At 70.9% G+C, this 19,914-nt stretch carries 20 protein-coding genes; 7 read left to right on the top strand and 13 right to left on the bottom strand.

Annotated features, from left to right (window positions below; all coding sequences use genetic code 11):
* Positions 1–343: 343 nt before the first annotated feature.
* Entirely contained in the window at positions 344–2,548 is a 2,205-nt protein-coding gene (locus tag AB0230_RS14920; RefSeq protein WP_315994269.1) for an AAA family ATPase, read from the top strand.
* A gap of 65 nt (positions 2,549–2,613) precedes the next feature.
* On the opposite strand, the gene AB0230_RS14915 is transcribed toward AB0230_RS14920, so the two are convergent.
* The 3 genes from AB0230_RS14915 to AB0230_RS14905 all read right to left on the bottom strand — a co-directional run bounded on the left by AB0230_RS14915 (position 2,614) and on the right by AB0230_RS14905 (position 5,482).
* Positions 2,614–3,234, bottom strand: a complete 621-nt coding sequence (locus AB0230_RS14915; protein ID WP_366376562.1) for a YdcF family protein — start codon at positions 3,232–3,234, stop codon at positions 2,614–2,616.
* A 200-nt stretch (positions 3,235–3,434) separates the two neighbouring features.
* Positions 3,435–4,019: a nitroreductase family protein gene (locus AB0230_RS14910; protein ID WP_366376560.1), complete on the bottom strand. Its 585-nt coding sequence runs from the start codon at positions 4,017–4,019 to the stop codon at positions 3,435–3,437.
* A 95-nt stretch (positions 4,020–4,114) separates the two neighbouring features.
* A complete protein-coding gene (locus AB0230_RS14905; RefSeq protein WP_315994272.1) occupies positions 4,115–5,482 on the bottom strand; it encodes a glucose-6-phosphate dehydrogenase in 1,368 nt (455 codons plus the stop codon).
* 114 nt (positions 5,483–5,596) lie between these two features.
* Between AB0230_RS14905 and AB0230_RS14900 the strand changes: the two genes are divergently transcribed.
* From AB0230_RS14900 to AB0230_RS14890, 3 genes are all read left to right on the top strand, one after another.
* Positions 5,597–7,369 carry a glycoside hydrolase family 15 protein gene (locus AB0230_RS14900; protein WP_363388737.1) on the top strand — a complete coding sequence of 591 codons (1,773 nt, stop codon included), beginning with the start codon at positions 5,597–5,599 and terminating at the stop codon, positions 7,367–7,369.
* Between the two features lie 135 nt (positions 7,370–7,504).
* On the top strand, positions 7,505–8,203 hold the full coding sequence (locus tag AB0230_RS14895) for a hypothetical protein (protein WP_366376557.1): 699 nt from the start codon (positions 7,505–7,507) through the stop codon (positions 8,201–8,203).
* 16 nt (positions 8,204–8,219) lie between these two features.
* Positions 8,220–8,600, top strand: a complete 381-nt coding sequence (locus tag AB0230_RS14890) for a VOC family protein (protein ID WP_366376555.1) — start codon at positions 8,220–8,222, stop codon at positions 8,598–8,600.
* Positions 8,601–8,666: 66 nt separating this feature from the next.
* Here AB0230_RS14890 and AB0230_RS14885 read toward each other — a convergent pair whose 3' ends face one another.
* The 4 genes from AB0230_RS14885 to AB0230_RS14870 all read right to left on the bottom strand — a co-directional run bounded on the left by AB0230_RS14885 (position 8,667) and on the right by AB0230_RS14870 (position 12,855).
* A complete protein-coding gene (locus AB0230_RS14885) occupies positions 8,667–9,782 on the bottom strand; it encodes an ABC transporter permease (protein ID WP_363388742.1) in 1,116 nt (371 codons plus the stop codon).
* Positions 9,779–10,663: an ATP-binding cassette domain-containing protein gene (locus tag AB0230_RS14880; RefSeq protein ID WP_315994277.1), complete on the bottom strand. Its 885-nt coding sequence runs from the start codon at positions 10,661–10,663 to the stop codon at positions 9,779–9,781. The genes AB0230_RS14885 and AB0230_RS14880 overlap by 4 nt, the downstream gene beginning before the upstream one ends.
* Positions 10,664–10,934: 271 nt before the next feature.
* Positions 10,935–11,603, bottom strand: a complete 669-nt coding sequence (locus AB0230_RS14875) for a response regulator transcription factor (protein ID WP_315994278.1) — start codon at positions 11,601–11,603, stop codon at positions 10,935–10,937.
* Positions 11,596–12,855, bottom strand: coding sequence for a sensor histidine kinase (locus AB0230_RS14870; RefSeq protein WP_366376552.1), 1,260 nt, complete (start codon positions 12,853–12,855; stop codon positions 11,596–11,598). The genes AB0230_RS14875 and AB0230_RS14870 overlap by 8 nt, the downstream gene beginning before the upstream one ends.
* A 147-nt stretch (positions 12,856–13,002) precedes the next feature.
* Between AB0230_RS14870 and AB0230_RS14865 the strand changes: the two genes are divergently transcribed.
* Entirely contained in the window at positions 13,003–13,575 is a 573-nt protein-coding gene (locus AB0230_RS14865; RefSeq protein WP_315994280.1) for an NADPH-dependent FMN reductase, read from the top strand.
* Between the two features lie 132 nt (positions 13,576–13,707).
* On the opposite strand, the gene AB0230_RS14860 is transcribed toward AB0230_RS14865, so the two are convergent.
* From AB0230_RS14860 to AB0230_RS14850, 3 genes are all read right to left on the bottom strand, one after another.
* Positions 13,708–14,955, bottom strand: coding sequence for an RNA polymerase sigma factor (locus AB0230_RS14860; RefSeq protein ID WP_366376550.1), 1,248 nt, complete (start codon positions 14,953–14,955; stop codon positions 13,708–13,710).
* The gene (locus AB0230_RS14855) at positions 14,952–15,377 is read right to left on the bottom strand and encodes a YciI family protein (RefSeq protein ID WP_366376548.1); all 426 of its coding nucleotides are present in this window, start codon (positions 15,375–15,377) and stop codon (positions 14,952–14,954) included. The genes AB0230_RS14860 and AB0230_RS14855 overlap by 4 nt, the downstream gene beginning before the upstream one ends.
* Positions 15,378–15,699: 322 nt before the next feature.
* Positions 15,700–16,545, bottom strand: a complete 846-nt coding sequence (locus AB0230_RS14850) for an exodeoxyribonuclease III (protein ID WP_315994283.1) — start codon at positions 16,543–16,545, stop codon at positions 15,700–15,702.
* A gap of 221 nt (positions 16,546–16,766) precedes the next feature.
* Between AB0230_RS14850 and pyrE the strand changes: the two genes are divergently transcribed.
* Entirely contained in the window at positions 16,767–17,345 is a 579-nt protein-coding gene (pyrE, locus tag AB0230_RS14845; RefSeq protein ID WP_315994284.1) for an orotate phosphoribosyltransferase, read from the top strand.
* Positions 17,346–17,495: 150 nt separating this feature from the next.
* Here the strand turns inward: pyrE and AB0230_RS14840 are convergent, their stop codons facing one another.
* From AB0230_RS14840 to AB0230_RS14830, 3 genes are all read right to left on the bottom strand, one after another.
* Positions 17,496–17,639, bottom strand: a complete 144-nt coding sequence (locus AB0230_RS14840) for a hypothetical protein (protein ID WP_315994285.1) — start codon at positions 17,637–17,639, stop codon at positions 17,496–17,498.
* A 23-nt stretch (positions 17,640–17,662) separates the two neighbouring features.
* Positions 17,663–18,493 (bottom strand): HAD-IIA family hydrolase, encoded by an 831-nt coding sequence (locus AB0230_RS14835; protein WP_315994286.1) that lies wholly within the window; start codon positions 18,491–18,493, stop codon positions 17,663–17,665.
* A 96-nt stretch (positions 18,494–18,589) separates the two neighbouring features.
* Positions 18,590–18,760 (bottom strand): CsbD family protein, encoded by a 171-nt coding sequence (locus tag AB0230_RS14830; RefSeq protein ID WP_055832729.1) that lies wholly within the window; start codon positions 18,758–18,760, stop codon positions 18,590–18,592.
* A 190-nt stretch (positions 18,761–18,950) separates the two neighbouring features.
* On the opposite strand from AB0230_RS14830, the gene AB0230_RS14825 reads away from it, so the two are divergent.
* Positions 18,951–19,898: an SDR family NAD(P)-dependent oxidoreductase gene (locus tag AB0230_RS14825; RefSeq protein ID WP_366376545.1), complete on the top strand. Its 948-nt coding sequence runs from the start codon at positions 18,951–18,953 to the stop codon at positions 19,896–19,898.
* Positions 19,899–19,914: the final 16 nt, after the last annotated feature.

Genomic DNA, 19,914 nt, shown 5'->3' with positions numbered 1-19,914 from the left:
CCGCCCCGCCACCCCGCGACGTTGCTGCCGCCCCACGGTCGCCCGCACCGGCACGAGGCCTGCCGGTGCGACGTCCGTCGAGATGGCCCCTCTCTGCCCAGATCACGCAATGCCGACGCGAAAGCGGGTGATCTCGTGCACGTGGCGCGCTCTCGGTGTCCGGAATGGGGCGCCGGCGTGCGGGGCGGGCGGTGAGGCCTCGGAGAGCCGGAGCTCCGCCCTCGCCGTGCCGGCGCGAGGGACCGTAGCGCGCGGGAGTCGTGGCATCCATTGCCCTCCGAAGCACGCGCTGCTAAACTTGAGTCAACGCAACTCAACTTTGCGACAGACTTCAGGAGAACACATGAACGCCACACAACAGCCGGGGCAGGAGGACGCGCGCAGCGCCCTCGAGCAATTCGGCATCAACCTCACCGACCGGGCCCGCCAGGGCAAGCTCGACCCCGTGATCGGGCGCGACGGCGAGATCCGCCGTGTCAGCCAGGTGCTCACCCGGCGCACCAAGAACAACCCCGTGCTCATCGGTGAACCCGGCGTCGGCAAGACCGCCGTCGTCGAGGGGCTCGCTCAGCGCATCGTCGCGGGCGACGTCGCCGAGAGCCTCAAGAACAAAGAGCTCGTCTCGCTCGACATCTCGGCGCTCGTCGCCGGGGCGATGTACCGCGGCCAGTTCGAGGAGCGGCTGAAGAGCGTCCTCAAGGAGATCACCGAATCCGACGGGCGCATCATCACGTTCATCGACGAGCTGCACGTGCTCATGGGTGCGGGAGGCGGCGAGGGCTCGGTCGCGGCCAGCAACATGCTCAAGCCCATGCTCGCCCGCGGTGAACTGCGCCTGATCGGCGCGACCACGCTGGACGAGTACCGCGAGTTCATCGAGAAGGATGCCGCCCTCGAGCGCCGCTTCCAGCAGGTCTACGTCGGCGAGCCGACGGTCGAAGACACCGTCGCGATCCTCCGCGGCCTCAAGGAGCGCTACGAGGCGCACCACAAGGTCGCCATCGCCGACGCGGCGCTGGTCGCCGCGGCATCCCTGTCCAACCGGTACATCCCCTCGCGTCAGCTGCCCGACAAGGCCATCGACCTGATCGACGAAGCGGCATCCCGCCTGCGCATGGAGATCGACTCGGCCCCGCTGGAGATCGACGAGCTGCGTCGTCACGTCGACCGGCTCAAGCTCGAGGAGCTCGCGCTGAAGAAGGAGAAGGACGCCGCCTCGAAGGAGCGGCTCGCGACGCTCCGCGAGACCCTCGCCGCCGAACAGGCCAAGCTCGACGAGCTGCAGGCCCGATGGGAGCGCGAGCGCGCCTCGCTCAACCGCGTCGGAGACCTCAAGACCCGGCTCGACGCCGCCCGCGTGGATGCCGAACGCGCCCAGCGCGAGGGAAACCTCGAGCGCGCGTCGCGGCTGCTGTACGCCGAGATCCCGGCGCTCGAGCGCGAACTCATGAAGGCCGAGCGCGACGAGCCCGCGGGCGACCGAATGGTGAACGAGCAGGTCACCGACGAAGACATCGCGGCCGTCATCGCCGCGTGGACCGGAATCCCGGTCGGCCGTCTGCTGCAGGGCGAGACCGAGAAGCTGCTGCACCTGGAGCGCGAGCTCGGCAGACGTCTGATCGGGCAGAAGGATGCCGTGAAGGCCGTCTCCGACGCCGTCCGTCGTTCGCGCGCCGGCATCAGCGACCCGAACCGCCCGGTCGGCTCCTTCCTGTTCCTCGGCCCCACGGGCGTCGGCAAGACGGAGCTGGCGAAGTCGCTGGCCGACTTCCTCTTCGACGACGAGCACGCCATGGTGCGCATCGACATGTCGGAGTACGGCGAGAAGCACTCCGTCTCGCGCTTGGTCGGAGCCCCTCCGGGCTACGTCGGGTACGAGGCCGGCGGCCAGCTCACCGAGGCCGTGCGCCGTCGCCCCTACAGCGTGGTGCTGCTGGACGAGGTCGAGAAGGCCCACCCCGAGGTGTTCGACGTGCTGCTGCAGGTCATGGACGACGGTCGCCTGACCGACGGTCAGGGCCGCACGGTCGATTTCACCAATGTCATCCTGATCCTCACCAGCAATCTCGGCTCGCCGATCCTCATCGACCCGACGCTGTCGATGGATGCCAAGCGCGACCAGGTGCAGGCGCTCGTGCGCCAAGCCTTCAAGCCCGAGTTCGTGAACCGTCTCGACGACATCGTGATCTTCCAGGCCCTGAGCCAGGACGATCTCGCCCAGATCGTCGAACTCGCGGTCGACGCGCTGCACAAGCGGCTGCGCGAGCGCCGGCTCACCCTCGCCGTCACCCCCGACGCGCGGTCGTGGCTCGCCGAGCGCGGGTACGACCCGGTGTACGGCGCCCGGCCGCTGCGCCGGCTCATCCAGACCGAGATCCAGAACCGCCTCGCGATGGCGATCCTCGCCGGCACCGTGCGCGACGGCGACGTCGTCCGGGTCGACGTGGCCAGCGACGGCGAGTCGCTCATGCTGGCGAGCGCCGGCCCCGCGGCCGACGACACCGACGACACCGACGACGACGTGATCGAGGCCGAGATCGTGGAGTAGACGGAAGGTCACGAGAGGGGGGATGCCACGTTCAGCGCGCGGCATCCCCCCTCTTCATGCGGGGGTCAGGGGCAGGGCGTCAGCCAGGCTTTGACGAACGCCGCGCTCTGGTACGCGTACTGGAACACCCAGTCGAACAGCGTCAGGTCGGTGTCGACGCCCACCACGGTGACATCGGCGGCGGAGCACTTCGCGAAGATGTACCGGATTCGGGCCACGTGCGGCGTGAACGTGACGACCACGGTCTTGCCCGACTCGTGCGTCGCGTCGTAGCGGTCGAGGAGTCGGCTCTCGCCGGCGGTGGTGAACGGGTCGGGCGTCTCGCAGGTGACCCCGCGCCGTCGGCACACGTCCAGAGCCGCGGCATCGAAGCGGGCCTCGCCGTGGCCCGTGCCGGAGTCGGACACGGAGATCAGCAGCGGAACGGGTCGATCTGCGTCGCGCAGCGTGCGGGCGAGGTCGAGCCGCTCCTGCTGGGGCGGCCCGATGACGTAGACGAGGCTCGCGTCGCCCGGGTCGCCGGGCGGGGGGAAGACGAACACCGGGAGTCCCGCGATCGCGATCAGGAGGATCGTGGACCCGAGGGCCAGGGCGAGTCGACGCCCGCGTCGACCCGGGAGCAGCCAGGCGACGATGCGTCGGCGTGGTCGCGCGGTGCCGATGCCGGAGGAGGGGGAGGTCGTCACCTCCGCGAGGGTAGGCGGCCGGCCCCCGCGCGGGCTCGCTCGTCCGCGCGCTCGGCCGCGGGTGAGGCGGGCCGTGGCCGTGGAATCCGCGGGCCCGCGGCGATCGCCGCGGAAACGCCGTCCGCCCCCGTCCCGTGAATGACGGGCCGGGGGCGGACGGATGCCGCGGGCCGGCGGGGCGCGGCGGACGCCGCGGGGCCTCAGGCGTCGAGCAGCAGCGACTCGGCGAGCGGACGACGCACGCGGGGCGCGGATTCGCGCGAGCGGACGGCCTCGTCAGCGGTATCGAGGTCGCCGAAGGCGCCGACGGCGATCACGGTCACCGGCGTGAAGCGCTCCTCGATGTCGAACGCGGTGCGCAGGTCGTCGGGGGAGAAGCCGCCCATCGTGTGGGTGGCGAGGCCGCGGGCGTGCGCCTCGACCGTGAAGAAGGCGGCCGTCTGACCGGCGTCGTACGTCGCCCACGGGCGGGCGTTGCCCTCCTCGTCGGCCGTCTCGGCGAGGATGACGAGCAGCGCGCCGGCGGCCGGCGCCCAGCCCTGGTTGAAACCGACGAGCGAGCCCACGATCTGCGCGTGCGCGTCGGTTCCGCGGCGGGCGAGCAGGAAGCGCCACGGCTGCGAGTTGTTGGCCGACGGCGACCAGCGAGCAGCCTCGAGCGCGGCGCGCAGGGCGTCTTCGTCGATCGGGGCCTCCGCGTCGAAGACACGGGTGCTCCATCGCTCGGCGAGGACGTCGAGGATCGGGACGTCGGTCTGGGCGGTGCGGTCGAGAACGTGGGACATGGGGACTCCTGAGGGTGAGAACGTTGCCGGGGCTCCGTTGACCCAGTCCATCGAACGCCGTCGAGCCCCCCGATGTTCCCGTGTGACGGAGAAAGTCACAGCCCCCAGGAGGCCGGACCCGCGGTGCCCGCCGGGTACTCGTCGAGCGGCACCTCGTCCGCGCGCCACGCGTCGATGACCGGCTGCACGATGCGCCAGCACTGCTCGGCGGCGTCGCCGCGGACGGCGAGCATCGCGTCACCGTCCAGGATGCCGGAGAGCACCTCGCCGTAGGCCTTCAGGCCGCCCTCGCCGAGGTCGGCTCCCAGGGTCACGCGCTCGAGCTCGAGCGGGTCGTCGGCGCCGTTGACGTTCAGCCCGAGGCTCATGGTGTCGGGGCCGAGCGAGAACGTCATCACCGTCGGCTCGCTCTCGCCGATGAAGCCGTGCGGGAGGTGGCGCACGGGCTTGAACGTGACGGTCACGGCCGGGTCGCCGGCATCCGGTCCGAGGGCCTTGCCCGAGCGCAGCACGATCGGGACGCCCTCCCAGCGGGCCGTGCGGACCTCGACGGTCATCTCGGCGAGGGTCTCGGTCTGCCGGGACGCGTCGACGCCGGGCTCGTCGGCGTAGGAGGTGAAGTGCCGGTCGCCGATCGTCCCCTCGGTGTAGCGGGCGCGGCGGGAACTCTTCACCGGGTCGTCGCCCCACACGTGGGTCGCGCGCAGCACCGCCGAGGTGGCATCCCGCAGGTCGAGCTGGTCGAGCGAGGACGGCGGTTCCATCGTGACGAACGCCATCACCTGCAGCAGGTGGCTCTGGATCATGTCGACCAGCGCGCCCGCGCGGTCGTAGTAGCCGGCGCGCCCCTCGAGTCCGAGCTTCTCGGGGAAGTCGACCGTGACGGATGCGATGTCGTCAGCCGACCACACGCTCTCGATGAGGCGGTTGGCGAAGCGGACGCCGAGCAGGTTCAGCACCGTCGACCGCCCCAGGAAGTGGTCGATGCGGAAGACCTGGTCCTCCGGAACGAGCTTCGCGACCTGCTGGTTGAGCGCGTGGGCACTCGCTTCGTCGGTGCCGAACGGCTTCTCGAGGGCCAGGACGGTCCCCTCGGGGATCGTCACGTCGGCGAGGGCGACGCACGCCTTCTCGGCGACCGCCGGGGGGACGGCGAAGTACAGCGCGGGTCGGCCCTCCGCGGCATCCAGGAGCTTTTGGAGGTCCGCGGCTCGGGTGATGTCCACCTGGCTGTAGGTCGTCTCGGCCACCTTCTCGAAGGCCCCCTCGCCGCCCATCGTCGCGAACGAGGCCCGCACGGTGTCGCGCCAGTGGTCGTCGGTCCAGTCCTCCATGCCGGCGCCGTGCAGCCGGACCGAGCGGTCCGGTTCGCGCGTGAGCAGCTGGCCGAGGGCCGGCAGGAGCAGTCGAGAGGTGAGGTCGCCCGAAGCGCCCAGGATGATCAGGGTGGTGTCCGCCGCCATGCGGCCACCGTAGCGCCCCGCACCGACGCCGACAGGGTGCTTGCAGCCGGCACAGGGATGCCACTATCGAGATGCTCTGCCGCGGTGCCGGTGCCACCTGACATGATCACGAGGGTGACGACTCCGATCGAGGATTACGCCGTCCTCAGCAACTGCCGCTCCGCCGCCCTGGTGTCACGGGAGGGGAGCGTCGACTGGCTCTGCCTGCCCCGGTACGACAGCGGGTCGATGTTCGGCGCCCTGCTGGGCGACGAGTCGCACGGGGCCTGGTCGCTGCGCCCGAGCGATCCGGATGCCACCGCGACGCGCCACTACGACGGCGACACGTTCGTGCTGGTGACGCGGTGGGAGACGCCGACGGGCGTCGCCGAGGTGCACGACGCCATGCCCGTCGACGAGGGCGTCGAGGCGCTCGTGCGGCGCGTGGTGGGGATCTCGGGCGAGGTCGACTTCGTCAGTGAGGTGCGCCTGCGCTTCGACTATGCGCGCGCCGTGCCGTGGGTCCGGCAGATCGGCGCCGGGGGCGAGCACGCGGTCCTGGCGGTGGCGGGGCCGGATGCCGTCGTCCTGCGCGGTCCGCGCCTGATCGCCGTCGACACCGCCCACCGGGCGCTGTGGACCACCGTCGCCGGAGAGAACGTGGACTCGGTGCTGTCGTGGGGGCCGTCGTGGCAGGAGCCCCCCGCGCCCATCGACGTCGATGCCACCCTCAAGCGCACGAGCGAGTGGTGGACGGCGTGGGCGGCGCGCGTCGCGGCATCCGGGGAGCACGCCGAGCTCGTCACTCGGTCGCTGCTCGTGCTGCGGGCGCTGACCCACGCCGAGACCGGCGGCATCGTGGCGGCCGCGACGACGTCGCTGCCCGAGGCCTTCGGCGGGGGACGCAACTGGGACTACCGGTACGTCTGGCTGCGCGACGCCGCCCTCACGCTCACCGCGTACATCGAGCACGGCTTCCTCGAGGCCGCGCACCGGTGGCGCACCTGGCTGCTGCGCGCGATCGCCGGGGATCCCGCCGACGTGCAGATCATGTACGGCATCGCCGGCGAACGCGATCTGCCCGAGCGCGAGCTGACGAGCCTGCCCGGCTACGACGGCGCGAGCCCCGTGCGCATCGGCAACGGCGCGGTCGACCAGTACCAGGCCGACGTGATCGGCGAGGTGATGGTGGCCCTCGACGCCGCGCGCCGCGCGGGCGTCACCGAGACGTCGTTCTCGTGGGGCCTTCAGCGCGCCCTCCTCACGCAGTCGGTGCAGTGGTTCGATCGTGCCGACAACGGGATCTGGGAGATGCGCGGCGACCCGCACTTCTTCACCCACTCGCGCGCGATGGTGTGGGCGGCGTTCGACCGCGGCATCCGGGCCGTCGAAGAGAACGGTCTCGACGGCGACGTCGAGACGTGGCGCACGCTGCGCGACCGGGTCCGTTCCGACATCGACGCGCACGGCGTCCACGCGGGCGGGTGGTTCACGCAGCACTACGACACCGACGAGGTCGACGCGTCGCTGCTGATCCTGCCGCAGGTGGGGTTCTGCGCCTACGACGATCCCCGCATGCTCGCCACCGTCGCGCGGATGGAGCAGACGCTCATGCCCGACGGCTGGCTGCTGCGCTACCGCACGACCGGCGTCGACGGTCTCGCGGGCGACGAGCATCCGTTCCTGGCGTGTTCGTTCTGGCTCGTCGGGCAGTACGCCCACAGCGGTCGTCGCGACGACGCCGTCGCCCTCATGCGCCGCCTCACGGCCGTCGCGAACGACATCGGCCTGCTGTCGGAGGAGTACGACCCCCGCGATCGCCGGCAGGCGGGCAACACCCCGCAGGCGTTGTCGCACCTCGCCCTGGTCCTCGCCGCCGACGCGCTGGAGGCCACGGCCGCACGCTGAGCCGCCCGGGCCGGCGGGGAGGTGGCTGAGCCCGTCGAGGCCTGCGGTCCCCTCGGCGACCTCCGGGGCCTCGCGCCGCCTGTTGCCGCGCGGCGAGCCCGCCCCGGCTCCGCCGCGCGGTCGTAGAGTCGTCGCATGGACGAGGACGTCGAGCTGGAGGGGCTGCGCGAGCGGATCTACGGCGTCGACGGCGAGAGCGCGACGCCCGAGATGATCGCGCGACTCGCGGAGCTCGAAGAACGGCGCCGCGCCGAACCCCTGCTCTCCGTCTCCGACGTCGGGGATCCCCGAGCCGCGGATGCCGCGGCGCCCGACGTCGTCGGTCCGGAGCCGGCGTACACGGAGGCCGGCCCCGCGGCCGGACGTGCTCGTCGGGCGCTGCGATGGGCCGTCGCCGCGGCCGGTGCGGTGGCGCTCGTCGGGCTCGGCATCGCGATCGGCGCGAATCTCGCCCCGCCCGCCGCCTCGGCTGATCCCGCGGCGGCGACCTACCCGGAGCTGACGTTCCCGCAGACGGTGGAAGACGTGATCTCCGCCGACATCCTGCGCGACAGCGGGATCGATCCCTCCAGCACCCGCTACATCGCGACGGTCAGCGACTTCCGTGTCTACCTCGCCCAGCCCGACGACGGCGACGGCGTGTGCATCGCGACGTTCACGTCATCCGACAATCGCCCGTGGTCGGTGGGCTGCGCCTCCGGAAGCGCCGGTCCGTCGGCCGCGTTCGGAATCGACACCGCCCTGACCGTCGCGGTCGGCGACACCGACCCGTCGGCCGTCGAGGGCATCCCCATCCGTCTGTCCGACAGCGTCACGGCGTACGTGGCGCGCTGATGCAAGGAGAACCAACATGTTCCGCCCCGATGGCGCCTTCTCCGGTTTCGCGGTCGATGACCTCGACGCCGCTCATCGCTTCTACGCCGACACCCTCGGCCTGCAGGTGGAGGTGCTCGAGGGATCGGGCTTCCTGCGCCTGCACCTGGCATCCGAGGGCAGCATCCTCGTCTACGGCAAGCCCCACCACGAGCCGGCGTCGTTCACCGTGTTGAACTTCCCCGTAGCCGACGTCGAGGCGGCCGTCGACGACCTTCGGGCCCGGGGCGTCGAGACCAAGATCTACGACGACGCCGACATCCCCACCGACTCGCGCGGGATCATGCACGAGGGCGGTCCGCTCATCGCGTGGTTCCGCGACCCGGCGGGCAACGTCCTCGCCGTCCTCGAGGAATGACGACGGGCGGGATGGATGCCGAAGCCCTCGGCATCCATCCCGCCGGCGTGACCGGACCCGAACCGGTCAGCCCTTCAGCGCCTCCGCGAGCTTGACGCGGCCCCCCATGCGCAGAAGGGAGTTTCGGTAGATGCGGGACGCGAGTCCGATGGCCGCGACGCACGAGGCGAGGAGGATCAGCAGCGACAGCACGGGCTCCCACCACTGGGCGTCGCCGAGGTACATGCGCAGCGGCATGCCCACGGGGGCGGAGAACGGCACGTACGACATCACGGTGAGCACGACGGGGTTGTCGTTGAAGAAGATCACCAGGAAGTACGGCGCCATGATCAGCATCGTGATCGGCGTCGTGGTGGCCCCGATGTCCTCCTGCCGCGACACCATCGCCGCGGCCGCGGCGAACAGCGCCGCCAGCAGCACGAAGCCGAAGAGGAAGAAGATCGCGAACCACGCGATGGGCGCGCCGAGGGCGTCGAGCACCCCCGCCTGATCGGTCACCGCGAGCCCGATGACCGCGACCGCTGCGAGCAGCACGATCTGCGCCATCGCGAGGATCGTGTTGCCCAGCACCTTGCCCGCCAGCAGGGCCCGCACGGGGATGGCCGAGATCAGGATCTCGACGACGCGCGTCTGCTTCTCCTCGACGACGCTCTGCGCGATCGTGCCGCCGAAGGTCGTCGCGGCGATGAGGAACACGATGCCGAAGGCGAGCGCGATGAAGTACCGCAGGATGTCGGCCGCGTTCGACCCGGGCTCGATGCGGTCGACAGGCGGGGTCTCGCTCAGCATCTGCAGCAGCGTCGAGGGCACGCTGTCCTTGACCACGACGGTGAAGTCGAACGACGCCTCCGACGATCCCGAGACCAGGGCGGCATCCACCGTGCCGTCGGCGACGAGCGCGCGAGCGGCGTCATCGCTGTCGGCGACCGTCACCTCCAGGCCGTCGAGGTCCGAGACGGCGCTCTGCGTCTGCGACGTGACGGCGACCGGGATGCCGCTGGACGCGGCGTTGCCGGCCGTGAACCCGCCCCACAGCACGGAGGCGAGGGCGGCGAGGACGAGCACCGCGGTCGAGATGACGAAGGGCTTGCTCCGCAGCTTGGAGCCGATCTCGCGCTCGGCGACGAGCCAGATGCTCAGCGCCTCACCGGGGGCGCGGCGGGTGGGGGTCGTGGTGCTCACTGGATGACCTCCTTGAAGATCTCGGCCAGGGTCGGCCGCTGGGGGGCGAAGCTGGCGACGTCGCCGCGCGAGACGGCACCGTGGAGCACGCGCTGCGCGGTGGTGTCGTCGGCGGTGTCGAAGAGGGCGTAGCCGCCGTCGAAGTCGATCACCGTCACTCCGGGCTCGTCGCGCAGCCACCCGGCGTCGCTGCGCGACACCAGTTCGTAGCGATGCGTGGCGTGCTGCGCGCGCAGTTCGTCGCGGGTCCCGGCGGCGCGGATCGTGCCGCCGGCGATGATGACGAGGTCGTCGCACAGGCGCTCGACGACGTCGAGCTGATGGGAGGAGAACAGCACGGCGGCACCGGCCGCGGCCTTCTCCTGCAGGACGCCCGCCACCACGTCGACCGCGAGGGGGTCGAGGCCCGAGAACGGTTCGTCGAGGATGAGCACCTCGGGCTCGTGCACGAGGGACGCCGCGATCTGCGCGCGCTGCTGATTGCCCAGGGAGAGGGTCTCGACGAGGTCGCCGAGGCGCTCGCCGAGTCCGAGGCGCTCGAGCAGCACGGTCGCCTTCTTCGTGGCGTCGGCCTTCGAGAAGCCGTGCAGGCGGGCGAGGTAGGCGATCTGCTCGGCGACCTTCATCTTCGGGTAGAGCCCCCGCTCCTCCGGCATGTAGCCGAAGCGACGACGGTCGGCGGCGGTGACCGGCGAGCCCGTGAGGGTCACCGAACCGGCGTCCTTGCCGAGCACGCCGAGGGCGATGCGCATGGTGGTGGTCTTGCCAGCGCCGTTGCCGCCGACGAAGCCCGTCAGCCGCCCCGCGGCCACGGTGAAGCCCACGTCGTCGAGCACGCGGCGACCGCCGTAGCTCTTGGTGATGCCGTCCAGTTCGAGCACGGTGCATCCCTTCTTCTCGTTGTCTTCCACGCTAGGGAGGCGGGTGCCGTGGCGCCTCCGCCGCGGGTGGGGTCATCGCCTCCGCCCCACGGGGGAGGGGCGGGCGTGCGAGGGGGCGGGTCGTCTCGGGCGGGTGCGAGGTCGCGCAGGGCGGGGTGGACCGGCGAGGGCGTACGCGTGTGTCGAGACCGCACCCGTTTCGCGGCGAAGGCGTGCGTCATCGGCGAACGAGTGCGTCCTCGCCTGCTCTCCCGCAGAACTCGCCGCGCCCTCAGGCCAACCCGTGCCGGTGCGCGAGCACCACGGCCTGCACGCGGTCGCGCGCGCCGAGCTTCTGCAGCACGTTCGACACGTGCGTCTTCACCGTCGCCTCGCCGATGAACAGCCGCGCGGCGATCTCGGCGTTGCTCAGAGCCTCGGCGACGAGCGTCAACACCTCCGCCTCCCGCTCGGTGAGCGGCTCCACGAGAGCGAGCGGGGGAGGAACGGATGCCGCGGGCTCCGGCGACCCTCCCGGGGCGAACCGCGCGATCACCCGGCGGGTGACCTCCGGCGCGAGCAGGGCGTCTCCGGCTCCGACGATGCGCACCGCGGAGACGAGCTCCTCCGGCCCCGCGTTCTTCAGCAGGAACCCGCTCGCCCCGGCGGACAGGGCGGCGAACAGGTAGTCGTCGCGGTCGAAGGTCGTGACGATGAGGATCGCGGCATCCGAGTCGGGGTCCGCCGTCAGCAGTCGCGTCGCTTCCAGGCCGTCCATGTCGGGCATCTGCACGTCCATGCAGATCACGTCGGGGCGGAGCTCCGCCGCGGCGGCGATCGCCTCGCGCCCCGTGGCGGCCTCGCCGACGACGCGGAGGTCGTCTTCGAGCGAGAGGATCGTGCGGAACCCCGCACGCATCATCGCGTGATCGTCGACCAGCAGCACCCGCACCTCAGACATGGGCGACCTCGCTCTCGGCCGCGGGCACGCGGACGCGCACGAGGTACCCGCCTCGCGAGCGTGGGCCGATCTCGATGGTGCCGCCCGACACCGCCGCGCGCTCGCGCATGCCGAGTTGTCCGAGCCCCGGTGTCGTGGAGCCGGAGCGTCCGGTGTTCGCGACCTCGAGTTCGATGGCATCCGGGTCGAACCGGAGGCGCACATCGGCGGTGGCGTGGGGGCCGGCGTGGCGACGCGCGTTCGTGAGCGCCTCCTGGGCGATGCGGTACAGGTTCACCTGCACGAGAGGAGGCGGGTCCTGCATCGGTTCCCCGATGACGGTGAAGGTGGCGGGGAGTCCCGCGGCGGAAGCCTCGTCGACGAGAGCGGCGATCGTGGTCAAGCCGTGCGTGGTCGGAGCGGTGTCGGGATCGCTGTCGTTCCCGGGCGCCCGCAGGGTCTCGAGCAGCTGGCGCAGCTCGTGGAGCGACGTCCGGGCCGAGTCCTCGATGCCCGCGAGCACCTCGCGCGCCTTCTCGGAGTCCTTCGCCAGAACGGCGCGGGCGACTCCGGCCTGCACACCCATGAGCGACACGTGGTGGGCGACGACGTCGTGCAGCTCGCGGGCGATGCGCACGCGGTCGAGTGCCACCGCTTGGGCCGCGGTCACCTCGCGCTCCGATTCCAGCTCGGCGGTTCGCTGTTCGAGTTCGGCGCGCTCGCGCATCTGCTGATACGAGCGGTTGCCGAAGTAGTAGGCGCCGCCGAAATACAGCGCGTTCAGCGCGAGGCTCAGCAGCTGATAGGCCACGAACGGCGAGAACGCGCCGGCGCGCGAGAAGGGCCCCTCGACGCTCGGATCGATCGGCTGCGTGGCCTCCTGGAACATCACGATGAAGAGCCAGGCGAACATGCCGATGACGATCGCGACGCGCACGATCGTGGCTCGGCGTCGGTTCGTCTCCCACGCGCCGACCGTGTAAAGCGCGATGAACATCGCGATGTTCCCCGCGTACACCTCGGGGATGCGGAACGTCACGGCCATGAAGTACGCGAGCGACACCAGCACCGCCGCGACCGACGGCCAGCGTCGACGAAACGCGATCGGCACAGCGAGGAAGGCGACGTAACCGAGGGCTATGGCGAGTGAGCCCTGCTTGTCGCCGTACAGGCCGGAGATCGACGACAGCACGGCGCTCATGAGGCCGCCCAGCAGGAGGGCCGCCGCGAGCACGAGATCGTTGCGCCGCTGGGAACGGGTGAGTCGTGCCATCCCTCCACGCTAAGGGGGACCCCCCACACCTGCATCCCCCGCAGGGCGGAGTCAAGCGGGGGCGGAATACAGGTTGGCGGGTGACGCTTGCACGTGAATGCACCTGGGCACAGTCACTGCGCCCCCGTCAGCACAGAGAGGATCATCGTGACCGACTACACGATCGGCTACATCGTCGGCAGCATCTCCAGCACCTCCATCAACCGCCGCCTGGCCAAGGCGCTCGAGAAGGTGGCGCCCGAGGGCGTGACGCTGAAAGAGATCCCGATCAAGGACCTCCCGTTCTACTCTCCCGACTACGACGGGAACTTCCCCGAGGTCGCGACGGACTTCAAGAACGCGATCCAGGATGCCGACGGCGTCTTCATCGTGACCCCCGAGTACAGCCGCTCCATCCCCGGCGTTCTCAAGAACGCCCTGGACTGGTCCGCCCGCCCCTACGGCGAGGCGTCGTTCAACGACAAGCCCACCGCCGTCATCGGCACGTCGCAGAGCGGCATCGCCACCGCGGCTGGCCAGCAGCACCTGCGCTCGGTGCTCCTGCACTACAACGCTCTCGTCCTGGGCCAGCCCGAGGGCTACATCCAGTCGACCCCCGGCCTGTTCGAGGAGGACGGCACCGTCACGAACGAGGGCACGGCGGAGTTCCTGCGCTCCATCATCGAGGCGCTCGTGACGCTCATCTCGCGCACGGCGCCCGCCGAGGTCCCCGCGGCCTGACGCGCAGTGACGGCGGGGTCGGGTTTCCCCCGGCCCCGCCGCACGTCTCGGTGGCTTCGACAGGCTCAGCCACCTGTGTGGTCGTCGAGGTCCCTGAGCCTGTCGAAGGGACCGGGAGCGGCAGGCCACGAGTCAGGGCGCCAGCGCTTCGGCCTTCCGCCGGAGCAGCGCTGCCTCGCGCTCGTTGCGGGCGAGGTCCGCCGCGTTCAGGAGCTCGTCGTGCGCTTCGCGCGTGCGTCCCAGCCGTGCCAACAGCTCGCCGCGCACCGACGGGATCAAGTGCGACCCCTTCAGCGCGCCGGCGGCGGCGAGACCGTCGGCGATCGCGAGTCCTTCGAGAGGCCCGGATGCCATCGACACCGCCACGGCGCGATTGAGTTCGACGACGGGACTCGGGGCCACCCGGCCGAGCACCTCGTACAGCAGGGCGATGCGATCCCACTCCGTCGCGTCGACGCTCGCCGCCTCCGCGTGACAGAGCGCGATCGCGGCCTGCAGCTGGTACGGCCCGCGCCCGCGCCCGATCGCATCGGCGCGGGCCAGCAGCGCGGACCCGCGGGCGATCGCCGAGCGATCCCAGCGCCGCCGGTCCTGATCGGCGAGGAGCACGGCATCCCCGTTCGCATCCACGCGGGCCGCGAAGCGCGACGCCTGCAGCTCCATGAGGGCGCCGAGCCCCAGCACCTCGGGCTCGTGGGGGAGCAGCCGCGCCAGGACGCGCCCGAGACGGATCGCCTCGTGCGCGAGCTCTGTCCGCAGGACCGCGTCGCCGGAGGTGGCGGCGTAGCCCTCGGTGAAGACGAGGTAGATCACGCTCAGGACGGCGCGGAGCCTGGTCGGCCACTCCGCCGGATCCGGCACCTCGAACGGCACTCGCGCGGCGCTGAGCGTCTTCTTCGCGCGGACGATCCGCTGCTGCATCGTCGGTATCGGAATGAGGAACAGCCGGGCGATCGCTTCTGAGCCGAGGCCGCCGACGACCTTCAACGTCAACGCCACCTGCGCCTCCGGAGCGAGCACGGGATGACACGCCGCGAACACCAGACGCAGCACATCGTCGTCGATCGGATGCCATTCGGCATCCGTCATCTCGTCCGTCTCCGCGCCGATCAGCCGGTACTTCTCGCTGAGGTTCCGCGCCCGCCGCCAGTCGTCGATCGCCCGTCGCTTCGCGACCGCGGTCAGCCAGGCGCCGGGGTTGGCCGGAACGCCGTCGCGAGGCCAGCGCGCGAGCGCCTCGGCGACGGCATCCTGAGCCAGATCCTCCGCGGTCGGGAGGTCTCCCACCACGCGCGCGAGCGTCGCGACGATGCGGGCGCCTTCGATGCGCCAGATCGCCGCGACGCGCCGCGCGACGTCGGCGACGGGGTCGGGGCTCACCGGGAGGACTGCTCCTCGCGCCAGCCCTCCTCCTTCTGGATGTAGGCGTTGTCGGCGACCGCGGCGAAGTCCGTCTCGTCGGTCACGCGACGCACCTCGAGCGTGTTGCCCGCGATGAGCGGCGCTCGCCGCGCCCACTCGACGGCCTCGTCCTTCGACGACACCTCGATGATCCAGAAGCCGTTGAACAGCTCGTGCGTCTCGCCGTAGGGGCCGTCGGTGACGACGGGCTCCTCGCCGCCGAAGGCCACGGTGAAGTTCTGACTCATGTCCTCGGCCAGACCGTCTCCGGCGACCAGCACGCCGGCGGTCATCATCGCCTCGTTGTAGGCGCCCATGTCGTTGATGACCTGCTCGAACGGGATCCGCTTGTACGCCGCGTACGCCTCGTCGGTGCCGCGCATGATCAGCATGTACTTCATCGTGGACTCTTCTCGTCGGTGCTCTCTCGAGCGATCTGAGGGGAGCGAATGCCTGCCCCTACTATCGCGTCGAACGGCACCGAGCGGAATCGACAGGGTGAGGGAAAAATCTTCCGGATGCCGCGATCGTGCGGCGGCGGTCGGCGCGCGTGCTCGCAGGATCGCGTTCTTCTCGGGAGTCTCCGTCGAGGAGGCGGCGAGGAACGTGCGCGTCGACGACGATCCGCAGGCGGCCCGGCGCACCGCCCGATGCGGACGAGAAGACCACGAATTGTGGCGGGGCGCGCCGAACCGCGGGGAAGCGCGCGGACGGCGCCGGCGATCAGCCGAAGATCATCGGCAGATCGTCGTCGTCGTCGGCATCCGACAGGTCGAGGTCGGCGACGACGGGGACGTGGTCGCTGGGCACTTCGCCCTTGCGTTCGTCACGGTGGATCTCGGCGCCGTGGACGGCATCGGCGAACGCCTGCGAGCCGAGGATGAAGTCGATGCGCAGACCCTCGTTGCGGGGGAAACGCAACTGCTTGTAGTCCCAGTAGGTGTAGCCGGTGGGGATGAGCGGGCGCACGACGTCGGTCAGCCCCGCGGTCTCGAAGGCGGCGAAGGCGGCGCGCTCGGGAGGGGACACGTGGGTCGTCGCGCCCTCCACGACGGTGGGGTCGCCGTTGTCGTCATCGGTGGGGGCGATGTTGAAGTCGCCGGTCAGGGCGAGCGGCAGGTCGGGGCTCTTCTCGAGAGTGTCGGCCGTGTACTGGCGCAGCTTGTCGAGCCAGTCGAGCTTGTAGACGTAGTGGGGGTCGTCGAGCCCGCGCCCGTTGGGCACGTACAGACTCCACACGCGCACGCCGTTCACGGTCGCCCCGATCGCGCGGGCCTCCTGGGGCAGGTCGGGCCCCTCTTTGCCCTTCTCGAATCCGGGCATGCCGGGGAAGCCGATCTCGACGTCGTCGAGCGGCTCGCGGCTCGCGATCGCGACGCCGTTCCACTGGTTCAGGCCGTGAGCGGCGACGTGGTACCCGGCCTCTTCGAAGGCCGCATACGGGAACTGCTCCGTCTTGCACTTGATCTCCTGCATCGCCAGCACGTCGATGTGCTCGCGCACGCAGAACTCGACGGTGCGGGTCACACGAGCGCGGATGGAGTTGACGTTCCAGGTGGCCAGGCGCATGGCATCCAGCCTACTTTCGGGCGCGGACATCGCCGTCCGCGGCGGCGCCCCTGGGCGTTCCGCGGCGCCCGGCGCCGCCCGTCGGTGTGCACGACGGCGGGAGGGAGGTGCGACAAGCCGGCCGGGGCGCGGGTTCCGCGGCGTGTTCCGCCGCCGGCCCGCCGTTGTGCTCAGGCGGGCTCGAGCGGGCCCGGGTGGGCCGGAGCAATAGACTCGACGCCGTGACCGCCGCCTCTACGCCCGAGCTCGAAGCCGACCGCCAGGCCCTCATCGGCCTCATCAACGCCGAGGCGGTGTTCCACGGCGACTTCACCCTCTCGAGCGGCAAGAAGGCGACGTACTACGTCGACATGCGCAAGCTCACGCTCGACCACCGCGCGGCTCCCGCGATCGGGCGCCTCGTGCTCGACCTCGTGAAGGACCTCGACGGCGTCGTCGCCGTGGGCGGTCTGACGCTGGGCGCCGACCCGATCGCCAACGCCGTCATGCACGAGTCCGTGCACGCCGGTACTCCGCTCGACGCGTTCGTCGTGCGCAAGGAGCCGAAGGACCACGGCCGGGGTCGTCAGATCGAGGGCGCCGACGTGAAGGGCAAGCGCGTCGTCGTGGTCGAAGACACCTCGACGACCGGTCAGTCGGCGCTCAAGGCCGTCGAGGCGCTGCGCCGCGAGGGCGCCGACGTCGTCGCCGTCGCCGTGATCGTCGACCGCAAGACCGGCGCGCAGGCCGCGATCGAGGCGGAGGGCCTGCAGTGGCTGGCATCCATCGATCTCGACGACCTGGGGCTGGCGCCGCAGTAAGCGCGACGCGTCACCAGAACAGGCGGGTGCGGCGAGAACAGGCCGATTCCGCGCGAATCGTCCTGTCGCGGTGACGTGCCCTGTTGTCGTGACGGCCGGGGGTGGATGCCGCCCCTGGCCTCGCCACGTCGAACGGTGCGACAGCCGTGCTCAGGGTGCGCCGTCTCCCGGCCCGTCGAACGGATCGCGGCGTCCGCCCCCGCGCCGTGACCGCCGCCACTGCACGATGAACGCCACGAGCGTGCCGGCGGTGATGAAGAAGGCCGTGATCAACCACAGCGTGCGATCGTCCATGCGTCGTCCTCTCGGTGGCGGGGTCAGAGCCCGGCTTCGAGCCCGTCTTCCCCGTCGGCCAGTTCGGTCTCGAGGGGCTCGTCGCGCACGAGCTCTGCCACCGAGCCGAGGATCTCGTCGGGACGGAAGGGATAGCGCTCGATCTCGCGCTGGTCGCTGATGCCGGTCATCACGAGCACCGTGTGCAGCCCGGCCTCGATGCCGGCGACGATGTCGGTGTCCATGCGGTCGCCGATCATGCCCGTGTTCTCACTGTGGGCGCCGATGCGGTTGAGCGCCGAGCGGAACATCATCGGGTTCGGTTTGCCCACGATGTAGGGCTCCTTGCCGGTGGCCTTGGTGATGAGGGCCGCGATCGCTCCGGTCGCCGGGAGCACGCCCTCGGTCGAGGGGCCGGTGGCATCCGGGTTGGTCGCGATGAAGCGCGCACCGCCGCGGATGAAGCGGATGGCCTTGGTGATGGCCTCGAAGGAGTAGTTGCGGGTCTCCCCGACCACGACGTAGTCGGGGGTCGTCTCGGTCATGATGAACCCCGCCTCGTGGAGCGCGGTGGTGAGGCCCGCTTCGCCGATGACAAAGGCGGAGCCGCCCGGCATCTGCGACCGGAGGAAGTCGGCGGTGGCCAGGGCCGAGGTCCAGATCGACGATTCCGGCACCTCAAGGCCGGATGCGCGCAGCCGGGCACTCAGATCGCGCGGCGTGAAGATGGAATTGTTCGTGAGCACGAGGAACGGTGTGCCCTCGGACCGCCACTGGGCGAGCAGTTCCGAGGCGCCCGCGATGGGGGTGTTCTCATGGACGAGCACGCCGTCCATGTCGGTGAGCCAGCACTCGATGTCGCCACGGGTCCGCATGCGGCCCAGCCTAGACCCGGCCCCGTACGCGCCCTCCAGAACGCACGAGGGCGGGCGCGATCATGAGGATCGCGACCCGCCCGCGGTGGCGGCGATTTACTTGAAGGTGTCCTTCACGTTCTCGCCGGCCTTCTTGGCATCCGCCTTGACCTGGTCGGCCTTGCCCTCGGCGGCGAGCTTGTCGTTGTCGGTCGCGTTGCCGATGGCTTCCTTCGCCTTGCCCACGATGTCCTGAGCGGCGTTCTTGATCTTGTCGTCCAGACCCATGATCTGACTCCTTCTCGATGTGACGGCGTCGGCGGCGGGGTGTTCGTCGCGACGGAGCGGGGTGCTCACGAGGGAGACGGTGCCCGCGGACGATTCGTCACGTCGATTCTGAAAAAAGTTCCGGGATGCCGATATTCCCCGAACGGAATGGACCCGTGACGTGGGCGCCCGATCTCGTTAGGGTCGAAGGGTGACGCGTCGTGACTGGGACCCCGAGAACCTTCCCGATCTCTCTGGACGCTCCTATCTCGTCACCGGCGCGACCCGCGGTCTCGGGTTCTTCGCGTGCGAGCAGCTCGCCGCGGCGGGTGCCCACGTGCTGCTGACCGGGCGCAACCCCCACAGCCTCTCCGCCGCCAAGGCGGCGGTGAAGCGTTCGACCCCGGATGCCGCGATCGAGACGCTCCTGCTCGACACCAGCAACATGGGGTCGGTGCGTGCCGCCGCGGCGACGGCGCGGGCGCGCGGGCGCCTCGACGGGCTGCTGCTGAACGCCGGCGTGGTCCATCCGCCGAAGCAGCGCGAGACCGTCGGTGGACACGAACTCGTGTTCGCGACCAACGTGCTCGGCCACTTCGCCCTGGCCGGCGAGCTCCTCAAACCGCTCGCGACCGCCCGCGGGCGGATGGTCTGGGTGGGGAGCATGTCGACCTCCCTCTGGCGGCACCTGCCCACCGACCCCGAGCTGCGCGAGGGCTACACGCCCTGGAAGGCCTACGTGCAGTCGAAGGCCGCGACGACCGCCCTCGCCCTCGAGGCCGACAAGATGCTGCGGGCCCACGGCGTGCCGGTCGAGAGCCTCGTCGCGCACCCGGGCTACTCCACGAGCGGTCGTACGCGCGGGGTGCGGGGCGTGAACGAGCCGAGCCGTCTCACGCGATTCGTCGACAACCTGCAGGCGCCCATCACCCAGTCCAAGGAGCAGGGCGCGTGGGCGCTCGTGCGTGCTCTCGTCGATCCCCACGCCGAGGGCGGCTCGATGTACGGCCCGGCGCTCATCGCGCGCGGCGCGCCGCGGCGGGCGACTCCCGCCCGGGGCACGCGGCGAGGAGACCTGGGCACCGAGCTGTGGCGCGCCTGCGAGACCGCCACGCACGTGAGATGGCCGTTCGAGAGGGCTCGGCGAGCGGCATCCTGAACCGGCCCCCGCGGTG

Origin of the sequence: Microbacterium sp. NPDC089190, from assembly GCF_040701795.1 — a bacterium.
Classification (GTDB): domain Bacteria; phylum Actinomycetota; class Actinomycetes; order Actinomycetales; family Microbacteriaceae; genus Microbacterium; species Microbacterium galbum.
This window is presented reverse-complemented; position numbering and strand designations above follow the sequence as displayed.